Source organism: Pelobium manganitolerans (assembly GCF_003609575.1).
Classification (GTDB): domain Bacteria; phylum Bacteroidota; class Bacteroidia; order Sphingobacteriales; family Sphingobacteriaceae; genus Pseudopedobacter; species Pseudopedobacter manganitolerans.
Genome location: NZ_MBTA01000028.1, coordinates 82330 through 106090 on the forward strand (window position 1 = coordinate 82330; position 23761 = coordinate 106090).

Below are 23761 nucleotides of genomic sequence, written 5' to 3' on the forward strand. Positions count from 1 at the left end.
GTACAATACCTTAAAATGGGTATTTATTTTTCGGTTGCGTTGTTCCGCTTGGTTCATAAATTATAACCACGTTTAAGCGATCTTCATCATGTCGTTGTGCTGATGGATAATGGCTGTTAAAGTGCATGAACGTGGTTTTTTAGTTAACCTGTTGTTATCATCGTATTTCGAGCATCCACTTTTAGCTAAAACTGTTTCTTTTTGCCGTCTTTTACATAGTGTACTTCTTACACTAATTTTCTCAAAATTTTTCCGTTTTGCATCTAAAAACTTTAGCTTAGCACTTCAATTTAATTAGGATGAAGACAATAGATGATATTAATTTCTCGGGTAAAAAAGCCTTAATCCGCGTTGATTTTAACGTGCCCTTAGATGCAAATTACCACATTACTGACGATAAAAGGATGACGGCCGCGATGCCTACCCTCAAAAAAATATTAAAAGACGGCGGCAGCGTAATTCTGATGTCGCACTTGGGCCGACCAAAAGATGGACCGACCGAAAAATATTCGTTAAAGCATATTGTGCCTCACTTGAGCGAGTTAACAGGCACAAAAGTAGAGTTTGCTGATGATTGCATTGGTGAAGAGGCAAAAGAAAAAGCAGCTAACTTGCCTATTGGCGGAGTGCTTTTGTTGGAGAACCTGCGTTTTTACAAAGAGGAAGAAAAAGGCGATAAAGATTTTGCCCAGAAACTGGCCTCTTTGGGCGATGTTTATGTAAACGATGCTTTTGGCACTGCACACCGCGCACACGCTTCTACAGCCGTTATTGCAGATTATTTTCCAAACGCAAAATATTTTGGTTACCTGATGGGCGCCGAGCTGAGCAATGCCGAAAAAGTGCTTAATGCACCGGAGCGACCGTTTACGGCTATTATGGGCGGTGCAAAAGTGTCTGATAAAATTCTTTTGATAGAGCGCCTGATGGACAAAGTTGACAATATCTTAATCGGCGGCGGTATGACCTACACTTTTGTGAAAGCTAACGGAGGCAAAATAGGGAAGTCTTTAGTAGAGGATGATAAGCTGGATTTGGCAAAAGAATTAATTAAAAAAGCTAATGAAAAAGGCGTGAAGTTGCTGATTCCTACAGATTCTGTTATTGCGGATGCCTTTAGCAATGATGCAGAAACAGGGAACGCTTATAACGACCATATCAAAGACAATTGGATGGGTTTAGATATTGGCGAAGATACCATCAAGAAGTTTTCTGAAGTTATTAAAAAGTCCAAAACTATTTTATGGAACGGCCCAATGGGCGTTTTTGAAATGTCGAAATTTGAAAACGGCACAAAAGCTGTTGCAAATGCAGTGGTAGAAGCAACCAAAAACGGTGCTTTTTCATTAATTGGCGGTGGCGATTCTGCCGCTGCGGTAGCTAAGTTCGGTTTGGAGGATGAGGTTAGTTATGTTTCTACCGGCGGCGGAGCCTTGCTAGAATATATGGAAGGCAAAGAGTTGCCAGGTGTAAAAGCAATTTTAGATTAGCCACAAATCTAATTTTTTTAAAGCGGTTTTTGTTCAATCAAAAACCGCTTTTTTATTTTAAGCAAAGTAACATGCTCTACGCAAAGCCTTAGCGTAAACAGCGTTATCTGATTAACTTTGTTATATTTGTAAAGCGTATTAAGTGAAAATTATGACTACAATTACCTTGAAAATAAACGAACGTAGCAGCTACGGAAAAGCGCTTTTAGAGCTAATTAAAGTTGGAGTTAACGAAAAAAAAGGAATTGAAATGGTTGAGGAAGAAAGTCCTTACAATCCGGAGTTCGTTAAGAAAATTAAGGAGTCCGCCGCCAGTACGGAGCTTTATGAAGTTGATCCTAATGACGTATGGGGAAGTTTAGGGTTGAAGTAACAGAGCCTGCAAAGAAGGATATCACAAAGGCATTATAAATCTTGTGATAAAGCAACGATAAATAAAATTGAGTCTATCTTGATTCAGCTTTCAGTACATCCCGAGACCGGAATTGGGCAACCCGAGCGATTAAGACACAATTTGCAAGGGTTTTGGCCCCGGCGCATCAACAAAAAAGATCGCTTAATTTATTCCATAAATTAACAAACAGTGTGGTGCAAGTAGTATCTGCGCTGGGCCGCTATCACGATAAATAGCTAAGGTTTTTGTTCCCCCAGCGGCCTCGCAAAACATCACCACATCAAGCCAAGTTCAACCTCGTTTTCCTGCTTTAAATAGACTTGTTTGCCTTAACTTATCTCATAAAGAGAGGTTATTCCCGTTTTTCTTCCCACTTTTAGGTCTTTCTCTTCCCCCAGATAGAGATTTCTCCCACCAAACTGTTTTTCTTCAAATAAGTGCCTGTTTTAAAGCATATTGTCGCCCCATCTGACCCTTCGTTTGGACTTGGTTCCGACAAAAAAAATCTTTTAAAAGAAACTCAAAAGGCTTCCAAACAGCCTTTAGACGTCATTTCTTCCTGTTGAAAACTTTTTGTGGTAAAAAGTGGTAAAAAGTGGTAGCATTCTTTAATTTTACACTGATAAAATTTATTGAGTAGATGACTGCCCACTTAATAGGTGAATTTGATTGCAAGCTTGACGCGAAAGGCCGCTTAATGGTTCCTTCCGGTTTAAAGAAGCAATTGCCTTTAGCCGAGACAGACGGGTTGGTTATCAATAGAGGCTTTGAAAAACATTTGACCATTTACACCAAAGCAGAGTGGGACAAAATCACGGCAGAGCTGGCCTCCCTAAACTCTTTCGAGAAAAAGACGAGAGAATTTATCCGCTATTTCACTCGCGGAGCCAGCATACTTACGTTAGATGCATCGGGACGGGTGTTATTGCCAAAATCATTATTAGAATACGCGGGAATACAGGCCGAAGTGGTATTGTCTTGCCAGTTTGATAAAATAGAGGTTTGGTCTAAAGAAGCTTATGATGCGCAGATGGACGACGAGCCAGAGAACTTCGCCAATTTGGCCGAAGAGGTAATGGGAAATAAAGGAAGGAGCGCAAATGGAGAATAAATACCACGTTCCTGTGATGTTGGAAGAGTGCATAGAAGCTTTGGCGATTAAGCCCAATGGGGTTTACGTTGATGTTACCTTCGGTGGTGGCGGCCATTCAAAAGCGATTTTAAAACAATTAGGTTCCGATGGTGTTTTAGTTGCTTTTGATCAGGATGCGGATGCGCAACTGAACATTCCGCAAGATGAACGCCTGGTGTTCATCGATCAAAACTTCCGCTTTTTAAAAAACAATTTGCGTGCGCAAGGTTTACTTCCGGTTGATGGGATTTTAGCCGATTTAGGTGTTTCTTCTCATCAATTTGACGTGCCCGAACGCGGTTTTTCTACCCGTTTTGATGGCGATTTAGATATGCGCATGGACCAATCGGCACCGTTAACTGCCGCAGAAGTAGTAAATACCTATGCAGAAGAGGAGCTTCATAAAATTTTTGGCATTTACGGAGAAATCCAAAACGCAAAGTCTTTGGCTAAAACCATCGTTACGGCGCGTTTAACAAAACCTTTAAAAACCATCGCTGATTTAAAATCGGCTATAGCCAAATTGGTGCCTCGCGGAAAAGAAAACAAATATTATGCGCAGGTTTTTCAGGCTTTGCGCATTGAGGTAAACCAAGAAATGGAAGCTTTAAAAGAATTTTTAGAGCAAACAGAAAGTGTGCTGGCAAACGGGGGCCGGTTAGTAGTGATGTCTTACCACTCTTTAGAAGACCGATTGGTAAAAAATTTTATGGCCAAAGGCAAGTTTAGCGGACAGGTGGAAAAGGATTTTTTCGGGAACGAAATTAAACCTTTTGACGTGGTAAGCAAGAAGGCCATCACGGCAACGGAAGAAGAGTTGGCGACAAACAATCGCGCCCGAAGCGCAAAACTAAGGATAGCGGTTAAACGATGAGCAACCGGTTAAAATCTGAAATAGAGGCCGAGTGTAAACTGACCGAGCCACAAGAAAAGCCGAAGGAGAAAAAGCCTGTGGAGGCGCCTAATTTCTTATCGGTTTGGTTGGCAAAAAAAGCATCAAAAGAAGCGGCAACAGAAGCTTTGCCCTTTCTGCTTTTCTTGTCGTTTTTGGGGATGATTTATATCGGCAACCGCCATAGCGCAGAAAACAACATCAGAAAAATTGATGCGCTGAGCAAGGAAGTAAAAGAATTGAGCTGGGATTTTAAAACGCTAAAAGCGGATTTGATGTTTAAAAGCCGGCAAACAGAAGTAATAAAAAAAGTAGACTCTTTACTGGGGCTAAAAGTATCAACCAAGCCACCAGTGAAGTTGCAAGCAAACTAAAATGAACATTAGAACCAACATATTGCTTAGGGTGTATTTGGCTTTTGGCCTCATCATTCTGTTTGCAGTAGCCGTTGTGGCCAAAATGTTTCAGGTGCAGGTATTAGAAGGCGAAATGTACCGCGCCATGGCGGATAGCCTAAGCACAAAATATGCAGAAGTAGAAGCTTCACGTGGCAATATTTATTCTATTGATGGCAGTTTGTTGGCTACCTCGGTTCCGGAGTACGACATCAGGATGGATTTATTGGCCGGTGGTATTGAGGATAATGAAGTTTTTTACAGCAAAGTTGATTCACTAGCAGCCAGTTTAGCTAACTATTTCAAAGATAAGTCCGAACGTGATTATTCCCGCGCTTTGCGCAACGCCCGTCATGATCGTCAGCGTTATTTTTTAGTGAAACGCAACATCTCCTATCAAGATTTAAAGGCGATTAAGAAATTTCCGATTTTTAATATGGGCCGTTACAAAGGTGGGATGATTGCTGTGCAAGAAAACAAAAGGATTTTGCCTTTTAGGGATTTAGCTTATCGTACCATTGGCTATTACAACGTCCATTCTGAAGCTGCCGTTGGCCTAGAAGGTGCTTACGGCGATTACATTAATGGGGAAACCGGCCGGCGTTTGGTACAGCGCATTGCTGGCGGTGTTTGGATGCCAGTTAATGAGGATGCAGAAATTGCACCTAAAGCCGGTGCAGATATTATTGCGACCATAGACGTGAATATGCAAGATTTGGCACAAAACGCCTTGAAAAAGCAATTGATAAAATCGGCTGCGGATTTTGGATGTGTGATTGTGATGGAAGTAAAAACCGGCGAAATAAAAGCGATAGCCAATTTTACTAAAACTGCAGAAGACACCTACAAAGAAACCTTCAATTATGCCATTGCACAAAGTGCCGAGCCGGGCTCTACTTTTAAACTTGCCTCTTATATGGTGGGTTTAGAGGATGGAAAATTTGGTATACATGATATTGTAGATACCGAAGGCGGTCGGTACAAAATTTATCGTCACACCATCCGCGACCACGAGAACGAAGGCGTAATTGATATGAAAACCGCGTTTGAACGTTCGTCAAATGTGGCTATCGTGAAGAAGATTTATTTAGGCTACAAAGACAATCCTTCTGCTTTTACCTCGCATTTGCACAAACTGCACCTGAACGAGAAACTTGGACTGCAAATTCCGGGCGAGGGGAAGCCTTGGATTAAAACGCCTAAAGATAAATCGTGGAGCGGACTTACCCTGCCACAAATGGCTTATGGTTATGAGGTGAAAATGAGCCCTATCCAAATCTTAACGCTGTACAACGCGGTAGCCAATAACGGAAAAATGGTTGCGCCACTTTTCGTTCACGAGATCAGAAGGTTAGGAAATACGGTTGAACTTTTTAAAGCGCGCACCATCAATGAAAAAATCTGCTCGGACAAAACCTTGGCTCTGGTGAAAGAGATGTTAGAAGGAGTGGTAGAGGAAGGTACCGCAAAAAGTATTAAAAACCCGCTTTATAAAATTGCCGGTAAAACCGGAACAGCACAAGTTGCAGATGGCGCCAACGGCTATCGCGGCAAACGCAAATACCAAGCGTCTTTTTGCGGGTATTTCCCAGCAGATAACCCAAAGTATTCTATGATTGTGGTGGTGCAAAACCCTACTAAAGGCTCATATTACGCCGCTTCAGTTGCTGGTCCGGTGTTTAGAGAAGTGGCCGATGTGGTATTTGGTAGTGATTTGGAAATGGTGAGCAATTACAAAGTGCCCCAGTTGGTGGGCAATACCAAAATGCCGGAGGTTAAAGGGCACTCAAAATCATCTACACAAACGGTGTACAAAAAGTTGGGCGTAAAGGCACTGTACGCATCCAACAACCAGGAAGAATTAGGCATTGATACCAACAGCGGTATTGCTTATAAAGAAGTTAAAATGAACAAAGGATTGGTGCCGGATGTATCGGGCATGGGCTTAAAAGATGCGCTTTATGTATTGGGCAATTCTGGTTTATCGCCTGTGGTAAAGGGTAAGGGCGAGGTCGTAAACCAGTCTTTAGCGGCCGGTACACCAATTTATAAAGGAACAAAAATAACCATTGAATTGCAGTAAGCTTTGGCAGTTTTAAGAGACATATTATATGGTGTTGCTTTAGAGCAAGTAATAGGTTCTACTGACGTGGAGGTGAATGCTTTGGCGTTCGACTCCAGAAAAGTAACAGAACAAAGCTTGTTTGTAGCCGTTAAAGGCACTGTTGCAGATGGACATGCCTTTATTGCCAAAGCTGCCGAACAAGGCGCAAAGGTTATCGTATGCGAGGTAATGCCTTCAAACTTTGCTTTGGATCTTACTTATGTAAAAGTTAAGGATGCCAGTAAAGCGCTGGGCTTAATTGCTGCAAACTTTTATCAAAACCCTTCAAAAAAGCTCACTTTGGTAGGTGTTACCGGCACCAACGGCAAAACCACGGTTGCCACTTTATTGTACAAGCTTTTTAGAGAGTTGGGTTATAAAGTTGGTTTAATATCTACGGTAGAAAATCAGATAAATGATGAGGTTATCCCTTCAACTCACACCACACCAGACCCACTGGCGCTAAACCAACTGTTAGTGCAAATGGTGGATAACGGTTGCGATTATTGCTTTATGGAGGTGAGTTCTCATGCGGTAGCACAACATCGTATTGAGGGTTTGATGTTTGCAGGCGCTATTTTTACCAATATCAGCCACGATCACCTTGATTTTCATCACACTTTTGATAACTACATCAAAGCTAAAAAAGCATTCTTTGATGGGTTAAACCGCTCTGCTTTTGCCTTAACAAACGTTGACGACAAAAACGGGATGGTGATGTTGCAGAACACCGCTGCGCATAAAAAAACCTACGGCATAAAATCTATGGCCGATTTTAAAGCCAAAATTATCGAAAATCAGTTTTCGGGTTTGCACCTGGATATTGATCAACAAGAGGTTTATTTTAAACTGGTAGGCAGTTTTAACGCTTATAATTTGTTGGCTGTTTACGGTACGGCTTTGCTTTTGGATCAAGACAGGATGAAAGTGTTGACGGTGTTAAGTCGCCTAAGCGGTGCAGAAGGCCGTTTTGACTATCTGATATCGCCAAACAAAATCGTAGGCATTGTGGATTATGCGCACACCCCGGATGCTTTAATAAATGTTTTAAGTACGATAGAAAACATCCGCAATAAAAACGAACAGGTGATTACTGTGGTTGGATGCGGTGGCGACCGTGATAAAACAAAACGCCCTTTAATGGCACAGGCCGCTTGTGATTGGAGCGATAAAGTGATTTTAACATCAGATAATCCGCGTAGCGAAAATCCGGGAACAATTATTACCGAAATGCAAGCCGGTGTTTCTGCGGTGAACCAAAAAAAGGTGCTTGTAATCAGCGACCGCAAAGAAGCCATTAAAACGGCAGTGCATTTAGCCAAAGCAGGTGATATTATATTGCTAGCCGGCAAAGGCCACGAGAAGTACCAAGAAATAAACGGAGTGCGTAAGCATTTTGACGATAAAGAAGTTTTAAACCAGTGTTTTAACCTGTTAAAATAAGCCGATGCTATACCACTTAATCACCTATTTAGATAAACTTTTTGATTTCCCGGGCTCTGGGTTAATCCAGTTTATCTCGTTCAGAGCGGGCTTAGCGATGATTTTGTCGTTAATCATCACCACGGTTTACGGCAGCAGGCTAATTAACTATCTGCGCTACAAGCAAGTAGGCGAAACCGTGCGCAACTTGGGTTTAGAGGGGCAAGTGCAGAAGCAGGGTACGCCAACTATGGGCGGTTTGATCATCATTGCCGGTGTTTTAATTCCCACTATTTTATTGGCCCGCTTGGATAATATTTATGTGATTTTAATGATTATCACTACCGTTTGGATGGGATGCATCGGCTTTTTGGACGATTACATTAAGGTTTTCCGTAAAAATAAAGAAGGCTTGGCCGGCAAATTTAAAATAGTTGGGCAGGTAGGGCTTTCGTTAATCATTGGTTGGACGATGTTTTTCCACCCAAGCATTTTGGTAAGGCAAACCGTAAGCGAGGTGCCTGCTGTGGTTAAAAACCAGAATGCACCTAAAGCCGGTTTAAAAGAGCAAATCATCAACGAAAAAGGAGAGAAGCTGATAAGGGTAGAAAAAAGCAATGGCGTTTATTATGCTAAAGATGTTAAATCAACCATTACCAATATTCCTTTTTACAAAAACAATGAGTTTGATTATGCCAAGGTTTTAAAATTTCTGGGCGATGATTACGAGAAATACGCCTTGGTAGTTTTTCTGCTTTTTGTAATTGTGATTATTACGGCGGTATCTAACGGGGCCAACATTACTGATGGTATTGATGGTTTGGCAACGGGGACTTCGGCCATCATCGGGATCACGTTGGCGCTGTTGGCCTATGTATCTGGTAACACCATCATTGCAGATTATTTGAAAATTATCTACATCCCCAATTCGGGCGAGCTGGTGGTTTTTGCAGCAGCTTTTGTAGGTGCCTGTATCGGATTTTTATGGTACAATGCTTATCCGGCACAGGTTTTTATGGGCGATACCGGCAGTTTAACCATTGGTGGAATTATCGCGGTATTTGCCATTATGATACGCAAAGAATTGCTGATCCCGGTTTTGTGCGGCGTGTTTTTGGTAGAAAATCTATCGGTGATCATTCAGGTAAGCTGGTTCAAATACACCAAAAAGAAATATGGCGAAGGGAGAAGGGTATTTTTAATGTCGCCTTTGCACCACCACTTTCAGAAAAAAGGCTATCACGAATCAAAAATTGTTAGCCGTTTTTGGATTATCGGAATCATCCTGGCCATTATCACTATCGTAACATTGAAATTGAGGTAAGTAGCAAGACGTAAGTATAAAGACACATGAACATTAACCACCAAAATATTCCACACGACGCTCCCTCTCCTTCGGAGAGGGCCGGGGTGAGGCTCGTTATCCTGGGCGCCGGCGAAAGTGGGGTTGGTGCGGCTATTTTGGCTAAACAGCAAGGTTTTGATGTTTTTGTGTCTGATTTTGGTGCCATCAAGGAAAAATATCAGCAAGAGCTAAAAAGCTTCAACATCGCTTTTGAAGAGAAACAGCATAGCGAGGACTTAATTTTAAATGCAAGCGAGGTAATCAAAAGTCCGGGAATTGCAGATAAAGTATCCATCGTAAAAAAAATAAAAGAAAAAGGAATTTCGGTTATTTCCGAAATCGAGTTTGCAGGGCGTTACACCCAAGCTAAGCTGATTTGCATCACCGGATCTAACGGGAAATCTACCACCACCATGCTCACCTACCACATTTTAAAGCAAGCGGGTTTTAATGTGGGTTTGGCGGGTAACATCGGCAACAGCTTTGCCCGCCAAGTGGCACAAGAAAATTTTGATCACTACGTGATAGAGCTGAGCAGTTTTATGTTGGATGATATGTACCGTTTTAAAGCCGATGTAGCGGTGCTGCTCAACATCACGCCAGATCATTTGGACCGCTACGGCTACGAGATGAGCAACTACGTGAAATCAAAATTCCGCGTGGTACAAAACCAAACCGCGGCAGACCATTTCATTTATTGCGATGACGATCCGGAAATAAAAGCTTTTATGGCTACGGCCGATATCAAAAGTCAAAAACATCCATTTTCTATCGAACATGAAGTAGAAAATGGCGCCTTTTTAAAATCAGATAAAATAATGATAAATCTTAGCAACTCAGACCAATTCGACATGACTATCAACGATTTAGCTTTGCAAGGAAAGCACAACGTTTACAACTCAATGGCATCGGGCATTGTAAGTAAAATGTTGGAAATCCGTAACGAGTCGGTTCGCGAAAGCATGGGCAATTACAAAAATATTGCGCACCGTTTAGAGTTTGTGGCCAATATATCTGGCATCACCTTCATTAACGATTCTAAAGCGACCAACGTTAACTCGGTTTGGTACGCGCTAGAAAGCATCAATACAGATGTGGTTTTAATTATGGGCGGTGTGGATAAAGGCAATGATTATAGCATGTTGCTTGATTTGGTGAAGCAAAAAGTAAAGGCAATTATTTGCTTAGGCAAAGATAATAAAGCGATACATGACGCTTTTGAAGATCATGTTGAAGTGATGGTAAACACCTTCTCTGCACGCGAGGCGGTAGAAATTGCCTACCATTTGGCAAAAAAGGGAAGCACGGTTTTGCTTTCGCCAGCTTGCGCAAGTTTTGATTTGTTTAGCAGTTACGAGGACCGTGGCAACCAGTTTAAAGCTGCTGTAAAAGAACTTTAATAAAATGATACAGGCAATACTCGACCGTACAAAAGGCGACAGGTGGATATGGATTATCATTATCTTCTTGTCTTTGATTTCTGTGTTGGCAGTTTATAGCGCAACCGGAACTTTGGCCTATAAACGGGGCGTGGGTTCAGAGTCTCTGATGCTGAAACACCTTCTGTTTATCGTCATCGGGTTTGTATTGATTTATTTGGCGCATTTGCTCAACTACCGTTACTACGCAGGTATTTCAAAGGTGTTAATGGTGGTTACCATCCCTTTGCTGCTGTATACTTTGGTTTTTGGTAGCCATGTTAACGATGCCAGCCGCTGGATTGCTATCCCCGGAACGGGTTTAACTTTCCAAACCTCGGATTTGGCCAAACTGGCGCTAATTACATTTTTAGCGCGCACGCTTACCAAAAAGCAAGAAAATATTAAGGATGTGCGCAAAGCGTTTATCCCGATTATGGGTTCGGTTTGTTTGGTGTTTATTTTAATTGGTTTGGCCAATTTATCTACTGCTTTAATGCTGTTTGGCGTAAGCATTTTGCTTTTGCTCATTGGGCGCATCAGTATGAAGCAAATTGCCATTGTTTGTGTTGGCGGGGCGGCTTTACTTACTATTTTGGTTTTATTTGGCCCACGTCGCGAAACCTATAAATCTAGGATTAAAGCCTATTTTAATCCAGAGATGCAACATTCTGATAAAACCTACCAGCAGGATCAGGCAAAAATAGCGGTTGCTTCTGGAGGCGTTTTTGGAAAAGGTCCCGGCAACAGCACACAAAGAAATTTTCTGCCACACCCTTATTCCGATTTCATATTCGCCATTATTGTTGAGGAATACGGGATGTTCGGCGGATTTATTATCGTGGTGCTCTACGTTATTTTGATGTATCGCATCATCAAAATTGTAACGCAGGCACCCAAAGCATTTGGGGCATTACTGGCCGCCGGCTTGGGCTTTAGTTTAACGATACAAGCCCTGGCAAATATGGCGGTTGCGGTTAATTTGTTCCCCGTAACGGGTGTTCCTTTGCCTTTGGTAAGCATGGGTGGAACATCCATTTTGTTTACCAGCGTAGCTTTCGGAATTATTTTATCGGTAAGTAAAGATATCGAAGAACATAAAGCCGAGAGCGCCGCAAACAGTACGAAAGAAGAAAAAATTATTGTTGGTGAAATACCGGCGGTGGCGTAAGGATAATGATAGAAGGATTGAATGATGGAATGAATGATTGAATTTTGAATGAGTGAATAGGTTATTCTATCATTCAATCATTCTCTCATTCAAAATTAGAAAGGCAACATGGCAAAAAGAATAATCATAAGCGGTGGTGGTACCGGAGGGCATATCTTCCCGGCTATTGCTATTGCTAATGCTTTGAAAACGATAGACTCAAATACAGAAATCCTGTTTGTTGGTGCCAACGGCCGTATGGAAATGGAAAAAGTTCCGGCGGCGGGCTATCAGATTGTGGGCTTGGATATCCAAGGTTTTCAAAGAAGTTCTTTGCTAAAAAATGCGTTTCTGCCTTTTAAAATAGTTGGTAGTGTGTTAAAATCGCTCTCCATCATCAAAAATTTTAGGCCGCACGCAGTAGTTGGTGTGGGCGGTTATGCTTCTGGTCCATTGTTGTATGCGGCATCGTTAAAGAAAATCCCGTATCTGTTACAAGAGCAAAACTCGTACGCTGGCGTTACCAATAAGTTTTTGGGTAAAAATGCCAAAAAAGTGTGCGTAGCTTTTGATGGAATGGACCGCTTTTTTGAGGCAGCTAAAATTGTGAAAACAGGCAATCCGGTGCGCGAAAGCGCGGTTGCTGTAGAAGGTAAACGACAAGAAGCCATAGCGTTTTTTGAGCTAGATGCCGATAAAAAAACGATTTTGATAGTTGGTGGAAGTTTGGGCGCGCTAACCTTGAATAACAGCATCATGGCGGGCTTAGATGTCTTTAAAAAAGCTGGCGTGCAAATCATCTGGCAAACCGGTAAATATTATTATAAATCTATTATAGAACGTTTCGGCAACCAATCAAAAAAATCTGGAATACGGATTTATGAGTTTTTAAACCGTATGGATTTAGCTTACGCCGCCGCGGATTTGATTGTATCGCGCGCGGGTGCAGGCACTATTGCCGAGCTGTGTTTGGTTCAAAAACCGGTAATTTTGGTGCCTTCGCCAAATGTGGCAGAAGACCATCAAACAAAAAATGCCAATGCCCTGGTAAATAAAGAAGCAGCGGTTTTAATTGCCGATAAACATGCAGAAGCAGAACTGGTGGATCAAGCTTTAAAGGTTTTAAACGATGAAAAGCTTTGTGAAACCTTGGTTGCAAATATTAAAGAATTGGGCTTTGCCAATTCTGATAAAGTAATAGCAGAAAAAGTATTGGAAATTGCCTTGTAATGGTTGATTTAGCTAACATACAAAAGATTTACTTAGTCGGTATCGGTGGTATCGGGATGAGCGGCTTGGCGCGCTTTTTCCACCAGAAAGGTTACCAAGTTGCCGGCTATGATAAAACTGCTACACCGTTGACTAAAGCGTTAGAAACTGAAGGCATTTTGGTAACTTATACGGATGAAATTTCAGCGATAGCGGATGAATTTATCATAAACCAGCCCGAAACTTTGGTGATTTTTACACCGGCTATTCCTAAAGACAGCAAAATATTAAACCATTTTTCTGCTTCCGGGTTTCAAATGTACAAGCGTTCGCAGGTTTTAGGTTTGCTATCTGCCAATGCTTTTACCGTGGCAGTAGCCGGCACGCACGGCAAAACCACTACCAGTACTTTGGTTGCACACCTTTTACAAGTTGGCGGTTTAGATTGTTCTGCCTTTTTAGGTGGAATTTCTACCAACTACAACACCAACCTGCTAACTGGCGCCAGCAACGTAATGGTGGTAGAGGCTGATGAATATGACCGTTCGTTTTTAACCTTACACCCCAATATTGCCGTGGTAACTTCTATGGATGCCGACCATTTGGATATTTATGGCGAAGCATCGCATTTGCAAGAGTCGTTCCGCCTGTTTACCCAGCAAATTAAACCCGAAGGAAAGCTGATTTTTAAAGAAAGCTTGCCTTTGCAAGATGGAACTACTTACGGCATATCATCATCGGCGCAAGCCAAAGCCAGCAATATACGTGTCGAAAACCACAAGTTTTACTTTGATTTTGATAACGATTTTACGTCGCTAAAAAATTTGGAGCTGGGTTTACCCGGCGCCCATAACGTTGAAAACGCCGTAGCCGCCATACAGGTTGCCTTAAGTTTGGATATAGATGCAGAGCGTATTCGCGAGGGTTTAGCTTCTTTTAAAGGCGTTAAGCGAAGGTTCGAGTATCAGGTGCAAACCGATAGGCACATTTATATTGATGATTATGCGCACCATCCCGAGGAGCTAAAAGCATGTTTTAAAGCCGCGCGCACTTTATATCCAGATAAAAAGCTGACGGTGCTTTTTCAGCCTCATTTATTTTCGCGTACACGCGATTTTATGGACGAGTTTGCGCATGTGCTAAGCACTGCTGATGATTTACTGCTGATGGAAATTTACCCCGCCAGAGAACTGCCGATAAAAGGCGTTACCAGCGGCGCTTTGGCAGCAAAAGTCGACGGTGTTGAAACCGTGGTTTGCAACCATGAATCGGCGTTAGAACTGTTGAAAAATAAAATGCCCCAGCTATTGCTTACGGTTGGCGCAGGTGATATAGATACTTTAGTTTTGCCGCTCAAAAAATTGTTGGAAAATGCTTAAAAGAATAAAGTGGAAATTGGTGTTTAAATGCTTTGCTTGGGTGGTTAGCCTAGGCGCGCTGGTAACACTTATGGGCTTTATTGAAGTAAAAAAGGCCGAACGGACCTGCAAAAAAGTACAGGTTGTGTTGCCCGGAAACCAGTTTTTTATAGAGCGTGCAGAAATTGATGAAATACTAAAAGAAAATAACGGCTTACTGATAGGCAGGCGCATCAGTAACATCAACATCCAGGAGCTGGAAAACAGGCTTAAAGCAAACCCATTTATTGAGTATGCTAAAGTTTATGTAGATATGGACGGAGTAATCCATACAGACGTGCGGCAAAGGGTGCCCGTTTTACGAGTTTTGAACATGGCAGGGCAAGATTTTTACATCGACCAAAACGGTTTAAAAGTCCCTCTGTCCGACCATTTTACAGCTCGCGTTTTGGCGGCAAACGGCCAGATAACCGAAGGTTTTGCGGGCAAGGTGGATACTTTGCGGACTAAAATGGCTAAAGATTTGTTCAAAACGGCGAAGTTCATTGCGGCAGATTCGCTTTGGGCCGATCAGGTGGTGCAATTATACGTCAATGATAGCAAAGATATAGAGCTGGTGCCACGCGTGGGCAACCAAAAAATCATCCTCGGAAACGCTGATTTGCTAGAGGAGAAGTTTAAGAATTTATTGGTATTTTATAAAAAAGCAATACCAATGGTGGGGTGGGATGCTTACAGCGCCATCAACCTCAAATTTAAAGGACAAATCGTATGCGAACGGCGGGATTCTGCACAGTTTATAAAACCTGTTGCAGCAATCAGCACAGATACCGTAAACGCACAAATAAAAGAAATACAGGATTCAACAATAAATACTCGTTAACATGGAAAAAGCTACAACTAAATCGTCTAAAAGCTCGTCAATTGTAGTAGGCCTTGACATTGGTACTACCAAAATCTGCGTTATCGTTGGCCGCCGCAACGAACACGGAAAAATTGAAGTTTTAGGGCTGGGCAAAGCCGAATCTGCGGGGGTAAACCGGGGCATGGTGGCCAACATCGCTAAAACAGTGAAAGGCATTATGCAAGCGGTAGATGAGGGCAGCACGCAGTCCAACGTTGACGTAAAAATTGTTAACGTAGGTATTGCAGGGCAACATATCAAAAGCTTAAAGCACCGCGGCATTTTAACTAGAAAAGACGTAAATAACGAGATTTCAAGAAAAGATATCGACCGTTTGATAGACGATATGTATAAACTCGCCATGAATCCGGGTGAAGAAATTATCCATGTATTGCCACAGGAGTTTACCGTTGATAACGAGCCTGGCGTTAAAGATCCTATCGGGATGGCTGGGGTGCGCTTAGAAGCAAACTTCCATATCATCACTGGCTTGGTTACCGCCATTCGCAACATTATGAAATGCGTAACGCAGGCTGGTTTGGAAACAGAAGAGCTTATTTTGGAACCTTTGGCATCTTCGGAAGCTGTTTTGAGCGAGGAGGAGAAAGAAGCAGGCGTGGTGTTGGTTGATATTGGCGGCGGCACTACAGATGTGGCTATTTTCCATGAAGGGATCATCCGCCATACGGCAGTAATTCCTTTGGGCGGGAACACGGTTACAGAAGATATTAGGGAAGGCTGTGCGGTAATGCGCAACCAGGCGGAGCTGTTGAAGATTAAATTTGGTTCTGCTTTGGCCGATGAAAATAAGGAGAATGAGATTATCTGCGTACCAGGATTACGTGGCCGCGAGCCAAAAGAAATTTCGGTTAAAAATTTGGCCTTCGTTATCCAGGCCAGGATGGAGGAGATTATAGAGCACGTACATTATGAAATTAAAACATCCGGATACGAGAACCGTTTAATTGGTGGTATCGTGATTACCGGCGGTGGCGCTTTATTGAAACATTTGCCACAATTGGTAGAGTACGAAACCGGCTTTGACTGCCGTGTAGGTTACCCTAATGAGCATTTGGCTAAGAACGAAACTTTACCTAAAAATGTTTACGACGACCTAAAAAGCCCGATGTATGCAACCGGCATAGGCTTGCTGATAAAAGGTGTTGAAAAGGCAGAAGCAGACTCTCAAAGACAAAGCCACGTAAGTAGCGGACAAGATTTGGCGCAAACCGTGCAACCTAAAAAGAGCCGTGGATTGTTTGCTACTTTGTTAGATGGTACTAAGCGTTTTATTAAGGATGATATTTCTGATCAGGACTTTTTAAAATAATTTTTCAACAATCGGCAAGTTTTCCACACAATCAACATTTGTGGATAACTAATGTGGAAAATTATCTAATATTACGCAAAGGATAAAATCGATTTACAAGAAATACTAACAACTGATAATTAAGGATATGCAGTTTGAAATGTTAAAAGAAAAGTCTTCCATCATTAAAGTTATTGGTGTTGGAGGGGGCGGCGGCAACGCTGTAAACCACATGTACAGGCAAGGGATCACCGGTGTTGATTTCATTATTTGTAATACGGATGCCCAAGCTTTAGAACTTAGCCCTATCCCTAACAAAGTACAGCTTGGCGCCAGCCTAACAGAAGGTATGGGCGCGGGCTCTATCCCAGAAGTGGGCAAAAACTCGGCTATTGAAAATATAGACGATGTGAAAGAGATGCTGGGTGTAAACACGCGTATGCTTTTTATTACCGCGGGTATGGGCGGCGGCACCGGCACGGGCGCTAGTCCAATCATCGCTAAAGCGGCCAAAGAATTAGATATCCTTACAGTTGCAATTATCACCACTCCATTTTCTTTTGAAGGCAAGCGCAGAAGAATGCAGGCCGAAGAAGGTTTAGAAGAGCTGAAGAAATACGTTGATTCTTACCTGGTTATCTCTAATGATCGCTTGCGCGAGATTTTTGGCAACCTTACCTTGGGCTCTGCTTTTGGGCAAGCCGACGATATTTTAACCACCGCCGCAAAAGGCATTGCAGAAATTATTACCGTTCCGGGTTATATCAACGTCGATTTTAAAGATGTGCGCACCGTGATGAAAGACAGCGGCGTGGCTATCATGGGCAGTTATTCTGCCGAAGGCGACGATCGCGCTTTACGTGCTGTAGAAGGCGCCTTGGCTTCTCCTTTATTGAAAGATAATGAGATTGAAGGTGCAAGGTATATTTTATTGAACATCAGCTCTGGTGAGAAAGAAGTAACCATGGACGAGGTGAGCATCATTACTGATTTTATCCAAGAACAGGCCGGTTTATCTGCTGATTTGATTTGGGGTAACTGCAGCGACCCTGAATTGGGCGATAATATTTCCGTTACCATCATTGCAACCGGTTTCCAAACTTTAGAAGAAAGAGAACAAACCAAACAAAGTGCACCTAAAAAGCAGTACTTAACTTCTGATACGCCGTTAATTAAACCGATTAACGAATTCTCTAAAAAACCGGAGGCGGTTGAACCAGAATTGAAAGCGACAGAAGAGGCCCCGGTAGCTAAAGAAGAGAAAGCCACACCACAGGCCGATTTATTTGGTGAAATGTTTAAAGCGCAACCGCAAGCTGCACAACAAAACAGACCAACACCTGCGCCACAAGCTACTCCAGAGCCACAAGAAAAAATTGTGAAACACCATTTGTTTGATGAGCCACAAGAAGAGCCAACCGCAGAGCAAGACCAACACGGCTTTAATATCAAATACGCCGAGCCGGAAGTATTTACTCCGGTAAATGAAGCTCCGGAAGAAGTTGCGCAGCCAGCAAACCCTGCAACAAATGCTTACAGTGCTGATGAGTACAAAACAGACCAAAGCATGGAAGAGCAGTTGCGCAAATCTAAAGAGCGTATTTTACGTTTAAAAGATTTGAGTATGCGTTTGCGCACCGGTTCTGGATTGCAAGAGCTGGAAGATGTGCCCGCTTACAGAAGAAGACAAGTGGCGCTAAATGACGTTCCGCATTCTTCTGAATCGCAGGTATCGCGCTTTACTTTGAGTAATGAAGACGGACAAACAGAAATTCGCCCAAATAATTCTTTTTTACATGATAATGTAGATTAGATAGAAAATAAGCATGAAAAGCCATTCCAATAGCGAATGGCTTTTTTGTTTAATGACTTTCTGCACAGCTAACAAATTGTTATTCACTAATAGAAATAGTAAATTTGCGGCGGTTTTTTATAAAGTTCACTATTAAAACAACATCATATTTTGGATATTTTTGATAAGATAGCAAAGAACATGGGGCCTTTGGGTCAACACCAAAAATGGTCTCATGGATATTTCTCATTTCCTAAATTGGAAGGAGAAATAGCGCCTCACATGAATTTTAGAGGCAAAGAACATTTAGTTTGGAGCTTAAACAATTATCTAGGTTTGGCCAATCACCCAGAGGTGAGAGAAGCCGATGCCAAGGCGGCACAGGATTACGGCATGGCTTACCCAATGGGCGCCAGAATGATGTCCGGAAACTCCAACCATCACGAGGAATTGGAAAAATCTTTAGCCGAGTTCACGGGTTATGAAGACGCTTTTTTACTAAACTACGGCTATCAAGGAATTTTATCTGCAATTGATGCTTTGGTAGATCGTAACGATGTAATCGTTTACGATGCCGAGTCACATGCTTGTATAATTGACGGTGTTCGTTTACACATGGGCAAACGCTACGTATTTACCCATAACGACATCGACAGCTTAGAAAAACAACTAGAGCGCGCCACCAAATTAACCGAACAAACCGGTGGCGGAATTTTAGTAATTACCGAGGGCGTATTTGGAATGTCTGGTGCGCAAGGTAAACTAAAAGAAATTGTTGCCCTTAAACAGAAATATAGCTTCCGTATTTTAATTGACGATGCACACGGATTTGGTACTATGGGCGAAACCGGTGCGGGTACACACGAAGCGCAAGGTGTAATGAAAGATATTGATGTTTACTTTGGCACGTTTGCAAAATCAATGGCAGGTATTGGCGCTTTCATCGCTTCAACAGAAGAAATTACCAACTATCTGCGCTACAATATGCGTTCGCAAACCTTTGCAAAATCATTACCAATGCCAATGGTTTTAGGTCTTAAAAAGCGTTTAGAGCTATTAAGGACTAAGCCAGAGCTAAAAGCAAAACTTTGGGAAATTGCTACCGCATTACAAAACGGCCTAAAAGAAAAAGGTTTTGATATTGGCGTAACCAACTCGGTAGTAACGCCGGTGTTTTTAAAAGGCGAGCTAAGTGAGGCCACGGCAATTACAATGGATTTAAGGGAAAACTACGGTGTTTTCTGTTCTATCGTAATTTACCCGGTTATCCCTAAAGGCTTAATCATGCTGCGTTTAATTCCAACGGCAATGCACACTTTAGAAGATGTTAAGCGCACTTTAGATGCTTTTAGCCAGGTAAGAGAGAAACTAGAAAAAGGTTATTATAAAGATAAGCAACCGGCAACGGCATAAATAAGACAAAGCCTTTCCGGAATTTTCTGGAGAGGCTTTGTTGTTTTGAGTGAGAGACTTTTTAGAAAATCAAGTCGGACAGATAACTTAATAAACTCCAGATAGCCCAAAGTAAGAGCGCTAAAAAAATGAAGAAGATGATTAAAGCGCCCAATATTACTGGCCCTGCGCTGCCTTGATGCCTCCCTTCGTTATAATGTTCTTTTAACAGCCGGATGTTCCTTTCGTTGGCTTTAAAGAAAAAGTCAAAAAACCATCCTACAATAGGGATGGCACCTAAAACAAAATCAACCAAAACATTTAACAGCATTTTAGCCACCAACTTATTGCTTGCGCCATGCTTTGCCATGGTATAAACCAGCATTACAGAAATTAATGCCGATGCGCCATCGCCCGCAAATGGAATAAAGTTCAAAATCGGGTCTAAGCCAAAGCGGAAACCGCCAATTTTAAACTGGCTGTCCAAAAGTTTGGAAACAGCTTCAACGTTTTTGAGTTTATTTGGTGATGATGACATTCTGTACTTCGGCTTGAATATTCAAAATGCCCGTCGATTTTTGTGCCAGTAATCTTTTGAACGGATTTAAAGTCTGGTGTTTGCCGGCTATAATTTATAAACGCTTACTCTGTTGTGTCAAAACTGGTATGTAACTTACGAAGTTTCAAAAACTTCGTAAGTTTAAGGATTCAAGGAAGCGAAAGTTATTTCTTTTTGGTGGTGATTTCGATAACCCCATTTTTGCCTTTATCGCCATACTTTTTAGTGGCTGATTCGTCTTTTAAAACATTGATACTTTTAATGTTATCGGATTTTATGTCGCTTATTTCGCCTTTGAATTCTTTACCATCTAATATAAGTAGTGGCTTGTTTTCTGGAGAGGAATCGCCTATGGGAGTCCATATTCTTATGGTGTTACCTTCTACTTTTTCTTCTTGCAAATTAAATAAAATGGGTATCGTGTAACCAACGCGCACAAGTCTGCCGTTTTGTACGCCCGGATGCCATTTTGGGGAAATAGCCAATACCCTCACTGCTTCTTCATCGCACCCGCCGCCAATTCCCCTCACAACCTTAATATTGCTCAAACTACCGTCTTTCTCCACTACAAACTGGCAGAAGACTCTTCCTTGTGTTTTATCTTTTTTTGCTTGATCTGGGTATCTTAAGTTTTGGGCCAGAAACTTTCCGAATGCTTCTAAACCACCCGGAAAAGAAGGAAGAACCTCAACATTCGTGAATATTTCGTGATTATTTGTGTCATTTGTGGAGTTGCCGTAACCGACTACAGATACTTCGTTCAACATCAAGTTTTTGTCCGATTTCGGCTTCTCAATAGAATCTGATTTTAGGGAAATCGGTTTTGAACGGACTGCCGATGTTTGATGCTCAACAAGCGCTTTTGGTTCCGCCAAGTTGCCCACAACTTTTTGGAAAAGCATTCCGCCGATTTCCTTTGTTGGCTTCACCTTTTCAGAAAGGTTGTCTATTGTTTTACTCTCGCTAATTTTAGCAGAGGAAAGTACCATTGCCAAAAGAAATAGCGGTGCAGACAGGCCATATTTGATAATGGCTGTTTTTCGGGATTTAGTTTTGTTCATCATTTCTATTCTTCGTTTTAATAAAGATTTATTGAAAAAATTGTTAGTTAAAGTATGGGTAGCTACTCCAAAGTTTTTGCTCAGCAATAAAAGAGCGTAGGTATGCTTGTCGGTTTCTGTTTTCAGTACAACCTCATCAGCAATAAATTCGTGAATATGTTTAATAGATTTTTTATACAAATAAATGATAGGGTTAAACCAGTTCATAACTGCTAAAAGTTCAAACAGCAGCACATCGGCAGAATGGAAATGTTTGGCATGTGCCAACTCGTGTGTTCCTATTATTTTTTGTTGGGGTAAGCCTTTACTAATCCTTATCTTTTTAAAAAAAGAAAAGGCTGTGTTTTTATTTCTGCCTTTTAACAGTCGGTTTAATAGGACAAATTTGTAAATCAACCTCACGGTCATTATCACCATCACACCCGCGTAAACTAAGATGAACACATCACCAAATGTCCAGGAGTCTTCAATTGGCGATGCGTATCCATCCATCAATAGGGTAGTTGCAACTATAAATTGTTGTTGAACAGGTTGCGCTGCTTCATTAAACCAAGCCACTTTTACAATGGGTATCAGGGTGGCGGCTGTTGCCGATATTAAAAGGTAGATCCTGTTTAAATTAAAGAAAGTTTCTTCTCTTAAAATAAACCAATAGAAGGCGTAAAAACACACCAGGTACAGGTTGGCTTGGATAAGATAGCTGGCCCAGTTCATGATTTTTTGTTTTTCATTTTTTCAATCAGTTTCATAATCTCATCGGCTTCGGCCAAATCAATCTTCTCCTTTTTCACAAAAAAGGAAAACATACTTTCTACCGAGTTTTCAAAATATCCGTTCAAAAGTTTTTCGGTGGCAAAACTCTTATACTCTTCTTTGCTAATAAGTGGATAGTATTGGTGGCTTTTGCCAAAAGTAATATGATCAACAAAACCTTTGTTCTCTAAGATTCTTATTACCGTACTTACCGTGTTATAAGCGGGTTTGGGTTCGGGCAACTGATCCATTACCTCTTTCACAAATGCCTTTTGCAAATCCCACAATACCTGCATCAGCTGTTCTTCTGCTTTGGTTAACTCTTTAATCTCCATAATATGCGTTCATTTGACTTAACCGAAGTTAAAACTAAGTATTTAGTTATACAACTATTTTTTTAGTTTTTATTTTTTGGTCTGCTTTATTAGGTGTATTTGGTCCGCCAGGATCGTATTTGCTGTAAAGCAGTTTACGGCATTAGGGTTTGTTTATTTTTGCGTTTTTCCATGACAGTCCATAACAGTTTTTAAAATTGTAGCGCTTATTTTAGCCAAACCATAAAATTTAAACTTAAACGGTTAAACTACTATGCAAGCATTAATTGGTGTAATTTATCATTTCTTTGGAGGCTTTGCCTCGGGTAGCTTCTACATTCCTTACAAGAAGGTTAAAGGTTGGGCTTGGGAAAGTTATTGGATTATCGGAGGGCTTTTTTCTTGGTTAATTGTTCCGCCCATTGCGGCTTATTTAACCATCCCGGGTTTTGCAGATATCATTAGGGAAGCATCAGGCACGGTGTTGTTTTACACCTTTTTATTCGGTGTGCTTTGGGGCATTGGCGGTTTAACTTACGGTCTTGGAGTACGATATTTGGGGGTTGCGCTCGGTAGCTCCATTATTTTGGGCTTATGCTCTGTTTTTGGAGCCCTAATTCCATCTATTTTTTACGAGTTTTACCCTTCAGAAGGTAAAGATAGCATCAGCATGATTCTGGGTTCTACCTGGGGCCAGCTGGTTTTGTTAGGATTATTTATCTGTATTGTGGGTATTGTGGTATGCGGTGTTGCCGGCGGTATGAAAGATAAAGACCTTGGCCATGCCGAAAAAGACGCATCTAACACCGAGTTTAAAGTCGGTTTGGGCTTATTCGTGGCCATAGTATCGGGTATCTTAAGTGCTTGTTTCGCCTTCGGTATTGATGCCGGTAAAGACATGGCCAACCAGGCCAACGAAGCCTGGAAAGCGATGAACCCAGGCCAGGGCGAGTTCCTGTACCAGAACAACGTTACCTATATCATCATTATGTGGGGCGGTTTGTTAACCAACTTTATTTGGTGTATGATTTTAAATGCGCGTAACAAAACGTTTGGCGATTATACAAACAGCAGCACTCCTTTACTTAAAAATTACATCTTCTCTGCTATTGCAGGTACTACTTGGTTTTTGCAGTTTTTCTTTTACGGAATGGGCGAAAGCCGTTTAGGCAATGGTGCCAGCTCGTGGATTTTGCACATGGCTTTCATTATTTTAGTAGCCAACCTATGGGGCTTAATCTTAAAAGAATGGAAAGGCGTGCGCACCAAAACCTTGGGCACAGTTATCATCGGAATTATCATCATTTTAATATCAATCCTAATTGTAGGATACGGAAATTCAATTAAATAATATCAAAATTATATCAG

The 23761-nt window shown here is 41.7% G+C and carries 21 protein-coding genes; 18 read left to right on the forward strand and 3 right to left on the reverse strand.

Annotated features, from left to right (window positions below; genetic code table 11):
- Positions 1–299 precede the first annotated feature (299 nt).
- From BCY91_RS15105 to BCY91_RS15185, 17 genes are all read left to right on the forward strand, one after another.
- The gene (locus tag BCY91_RS15105; RefSeq protein ID WP_120182880.1) at positions 300–1490 is read left to right on the forward strand and encodes a phosphoglycerate kinase; all 1191 of its coding nucleotides are present in this window, start codon (positions 300–302) and stop codon (positions 1488–1490) included.
- 151 nt (positions 1491–1641) lie between these two features.
- Positions 1642–1863, forward strand: a complete 222-nt coding sequence (locus BCY91_RS15110; RefSeq protein WP_120182881.1) for a DUF2683 family protein — start codon at positions 1642–1644, stop codon at positions 1861–1863.
- A 78-nt stretch (positions 1864–1941) separates the two neighbouring features.
- Positions 1942–2067, forward strand: coding sequence for a type II toxin-antitoxin system YoeB family toxin (locus tag BCY91_RS15115; RefSeq protein WP_245989171.1), 126 nt, complete (start codon positions 1942–1944; stop codon positions 2065–2067).
- 457 nt (positions 2068–2524) lie between these two features.
- Positions 2525–2995 (forward strand): division/cell wall cluster transcriptional repressor MraZ, encoded by a 471-nt coding sequence (gene mraZ / locus BCY91_RS15120; RefSeq protein WP_120182883.1) that lies wholly within the window; start codon positions 2525–2527, stop codon positions 2993–2995.
- Entirely contained in the window at positions 2985–3890 is a 906-nt protein-coding gene (rsmH, locus tag BCY91_RS15125) for a 16S rRNA (cytosine(1402)-N(4))-methyltransferase RsmH (protein ID WP_120182884.1), read from the forward strand. The genes mraZ and rsmH overlap by 11 nt, the downstream gene beginning before the upstream one ends.
- A complete protein-coding gene (locus BCY91_RS15130; RefSeq protein WP_120182885.1) occupies positions 3887–4282 on the forward strand; it encodes an FtsL-like putative cell division protein in 396 nt (131 codons plus the stop codon). Before rsmH ends, BCY91_RS15130 begins: the two co-directional genes overlap by 4 nt.
- Position 4283: 1 nt before the next feature.
- A complete protein-coding gene (locus BCY91_RS15135; protein WP_120182886.1) occupies positions 4284–6386 on the forward strand; it encodes a penicillin-binding protein in 2103 nt (700 codons plus the stop codon).
- Between the two features lie 3 nt (positions 6387–6389).
- The gene (locus tag BCY91_RS15140) at positions 6390–7850 is read left to right on the forward strand and encodes a UDP-N-acetylmuramoyl-L-alanyl-D-glutamate--2,6-diaminopimelate ligase (RefSeq protein ID WP_120182887.1); all 1461 of its coding nucleotides are present in this window, start codon (positions 6390–6392) and stop codon (positions 7848–7850) included.
- 4 nt (positions 7851–7854) lie between these two features.
- Entirely contained in the window at positions 7855–9153 is a 1299-nt protein-coding gene (mraY, locus tag BCY91_RS15145) for a phospho-N-acetylmuramoyl-pentapeptide-transferase (RefSeq protein WP_120182888.1), read from the forward strand.
- Positions 9154–9179: 26 nt separating this feature from the next.
- Complete coding sequence (gene murD / locus BCY91_RS15150; protein ID WP_120182889.1) at positions 9180–10574, forward strand: UDP-N-acetylmuramoyl-L-alanine--D-glutamate ligase; 1395 nt, start codon at positions 9180–9182, stop codon at positions 10572–10574.
- Between the two features lie 4 nt (positions 10575–10578).
- Positions 10579–11763 (forward strand): FtsW/RodA/SpoVE family cell cycle protein, encoded by a 1185-nt coding sequence (locus BCY91_RS15155; RefSeq protein WP_182995407.1) that lies wholly within the window; start codon positions 10579–10581, stop codon positions 11761–11763.
- A 108-nt stretch (positions 11764–11871) separates the two neighbouring features.
- On the forward strand, positions 11872–12972 hold the full coding sequence (gene murG, locus BCY91_RS15160; RefSeq protein WP_120182890.1) for an undecaprenyldiphospho-muramoylpentapeptide beta-N-acetylglucosaminyltransferase: 1101 nt from the start codon (positions 11872–11874) through the stop codon (positions 12970–12972).
- The gene (gene murC, locus BCY91_RS15165) at positions 12972–14330 is read left to right on the forward strand and encodes a UDP-N-acetylmuramate--L-alanine ligase (RefSeq protein ID WP_120182891.1); all 1359 of its coding nucleotides are present in this window, start codon (positions 12972–12974) and stop codon (positions 14328–14330) included. Before murG ends, murC begins: the two co-directional genes overlap by 1 nt.
- Positions 14323–15192: a cell division protein FtsQ/DivIB gene (locus BCY91_RS15170; protein ID WP_182995408.1), complete on the forward strand. Its 870-nt coding sequence runs from the start codon at positions 14323–14325 to the stop codon at positions 15190–15192. The genes murC and BCY91_RS15170 overlap by 8 nt, the downstream gene beginning before the upstream one ends.
- Before the next feature lies 1 nt (position 15193).
- Positions 15194–16543: a cell division protein FtsA gene (gene ftsA / locus BCY91_RS15175; protein WP_120182892.1), complete on the forward strand. Its 1350-nt coding sequence runs from the start codon at positions 15194–15196 to the stop codon at positions 16541–16543.
- Positions 16544–16670: 127 nt separating this feature from the next.
- Complete coding sequence (gene ftsZ, locus BCY91_RS15180) at positions 16671–18335, forward strand: cell division protein FtsZ (RefSeq protein ID WP_120182893.1); 1665 nt, start codon at positions 16671–16673, stop codon at positions 18333–18335.
- Between the two features lie 150 nt (positions 18336–18485).
- Positions 18486–19727 (forward strand): aminotransferase class I/II-fold pyridoxal phosphate-dependent enzyme, encoded by a 1242-nt coding sequence (locus tag BCY91_RS15185; protein ID WP_120182894.1) that lies wholly within the window; start codon positions 18486–18488, stop codon positions 19725–19727.
- Positions 19728–19788: 61 nt separating this feature from the next.
- Here the strand turns inward: BCY91_RS15185 and BCY91_RS15190 are convergent, their stop codons facing one another.
- From BCY91_RS15190 to BCY91_RS15200, 3 genes are all read right to left on the reverse strand, one after another.
- Complete coding sequence (locus BCY91_RS15190; protein ID WP_120182895.1) at positions 19789–20244, reverse strand: DUF4112 domain-containing protein; 456 nt, start codon at positions 20242–20244, stop codon at positions 19789–19791.
- A 185-nt stretch (positions 20245–20429) separates the two neighbouring features.
- Positions 20430–22040 (reverse strand): M56 family metallopeptidase, encoded by a 1611-nt coding sequence (locus BCY91_RS15195; protein WP_120182896.1) that lies wholly within the window; start codon positions 22038–22040, stop codon positions 20430–20432.
- Positions 22037–22414, reverse strand: a complete 378-nt coding sequence (locus BCY91_RS15200) for a BlaI/MecI/CopY family transcriptional regulator (RefSeq protein WP_120182897.1) — start codon at positions 22412–22414, stop codon at positions 22037–22039. Before BCY91_RS15200 ends, BCY91_RS15195 begins: the two co-directional genes overlap by 4 nt.
- 253 nt (positions 22415–22667) lie before the next feature.
- On the opposite strand from BCY91_RS15200, the gene rhaT reads away from it, so the two are divergent.
- Positions 22668–23744, forward strand: a complete 1077-nt coding sequence (rhaT, locus tag BCY91_RS15205) for an L-rhamnose/proton symporter RhaT (protein ID WP_120182898.1) — start codon at positions 22668–22670, stop codon at positions 23742–23744.
- Positions 23745–23761 lie beyond the last annotated feature (17 nt).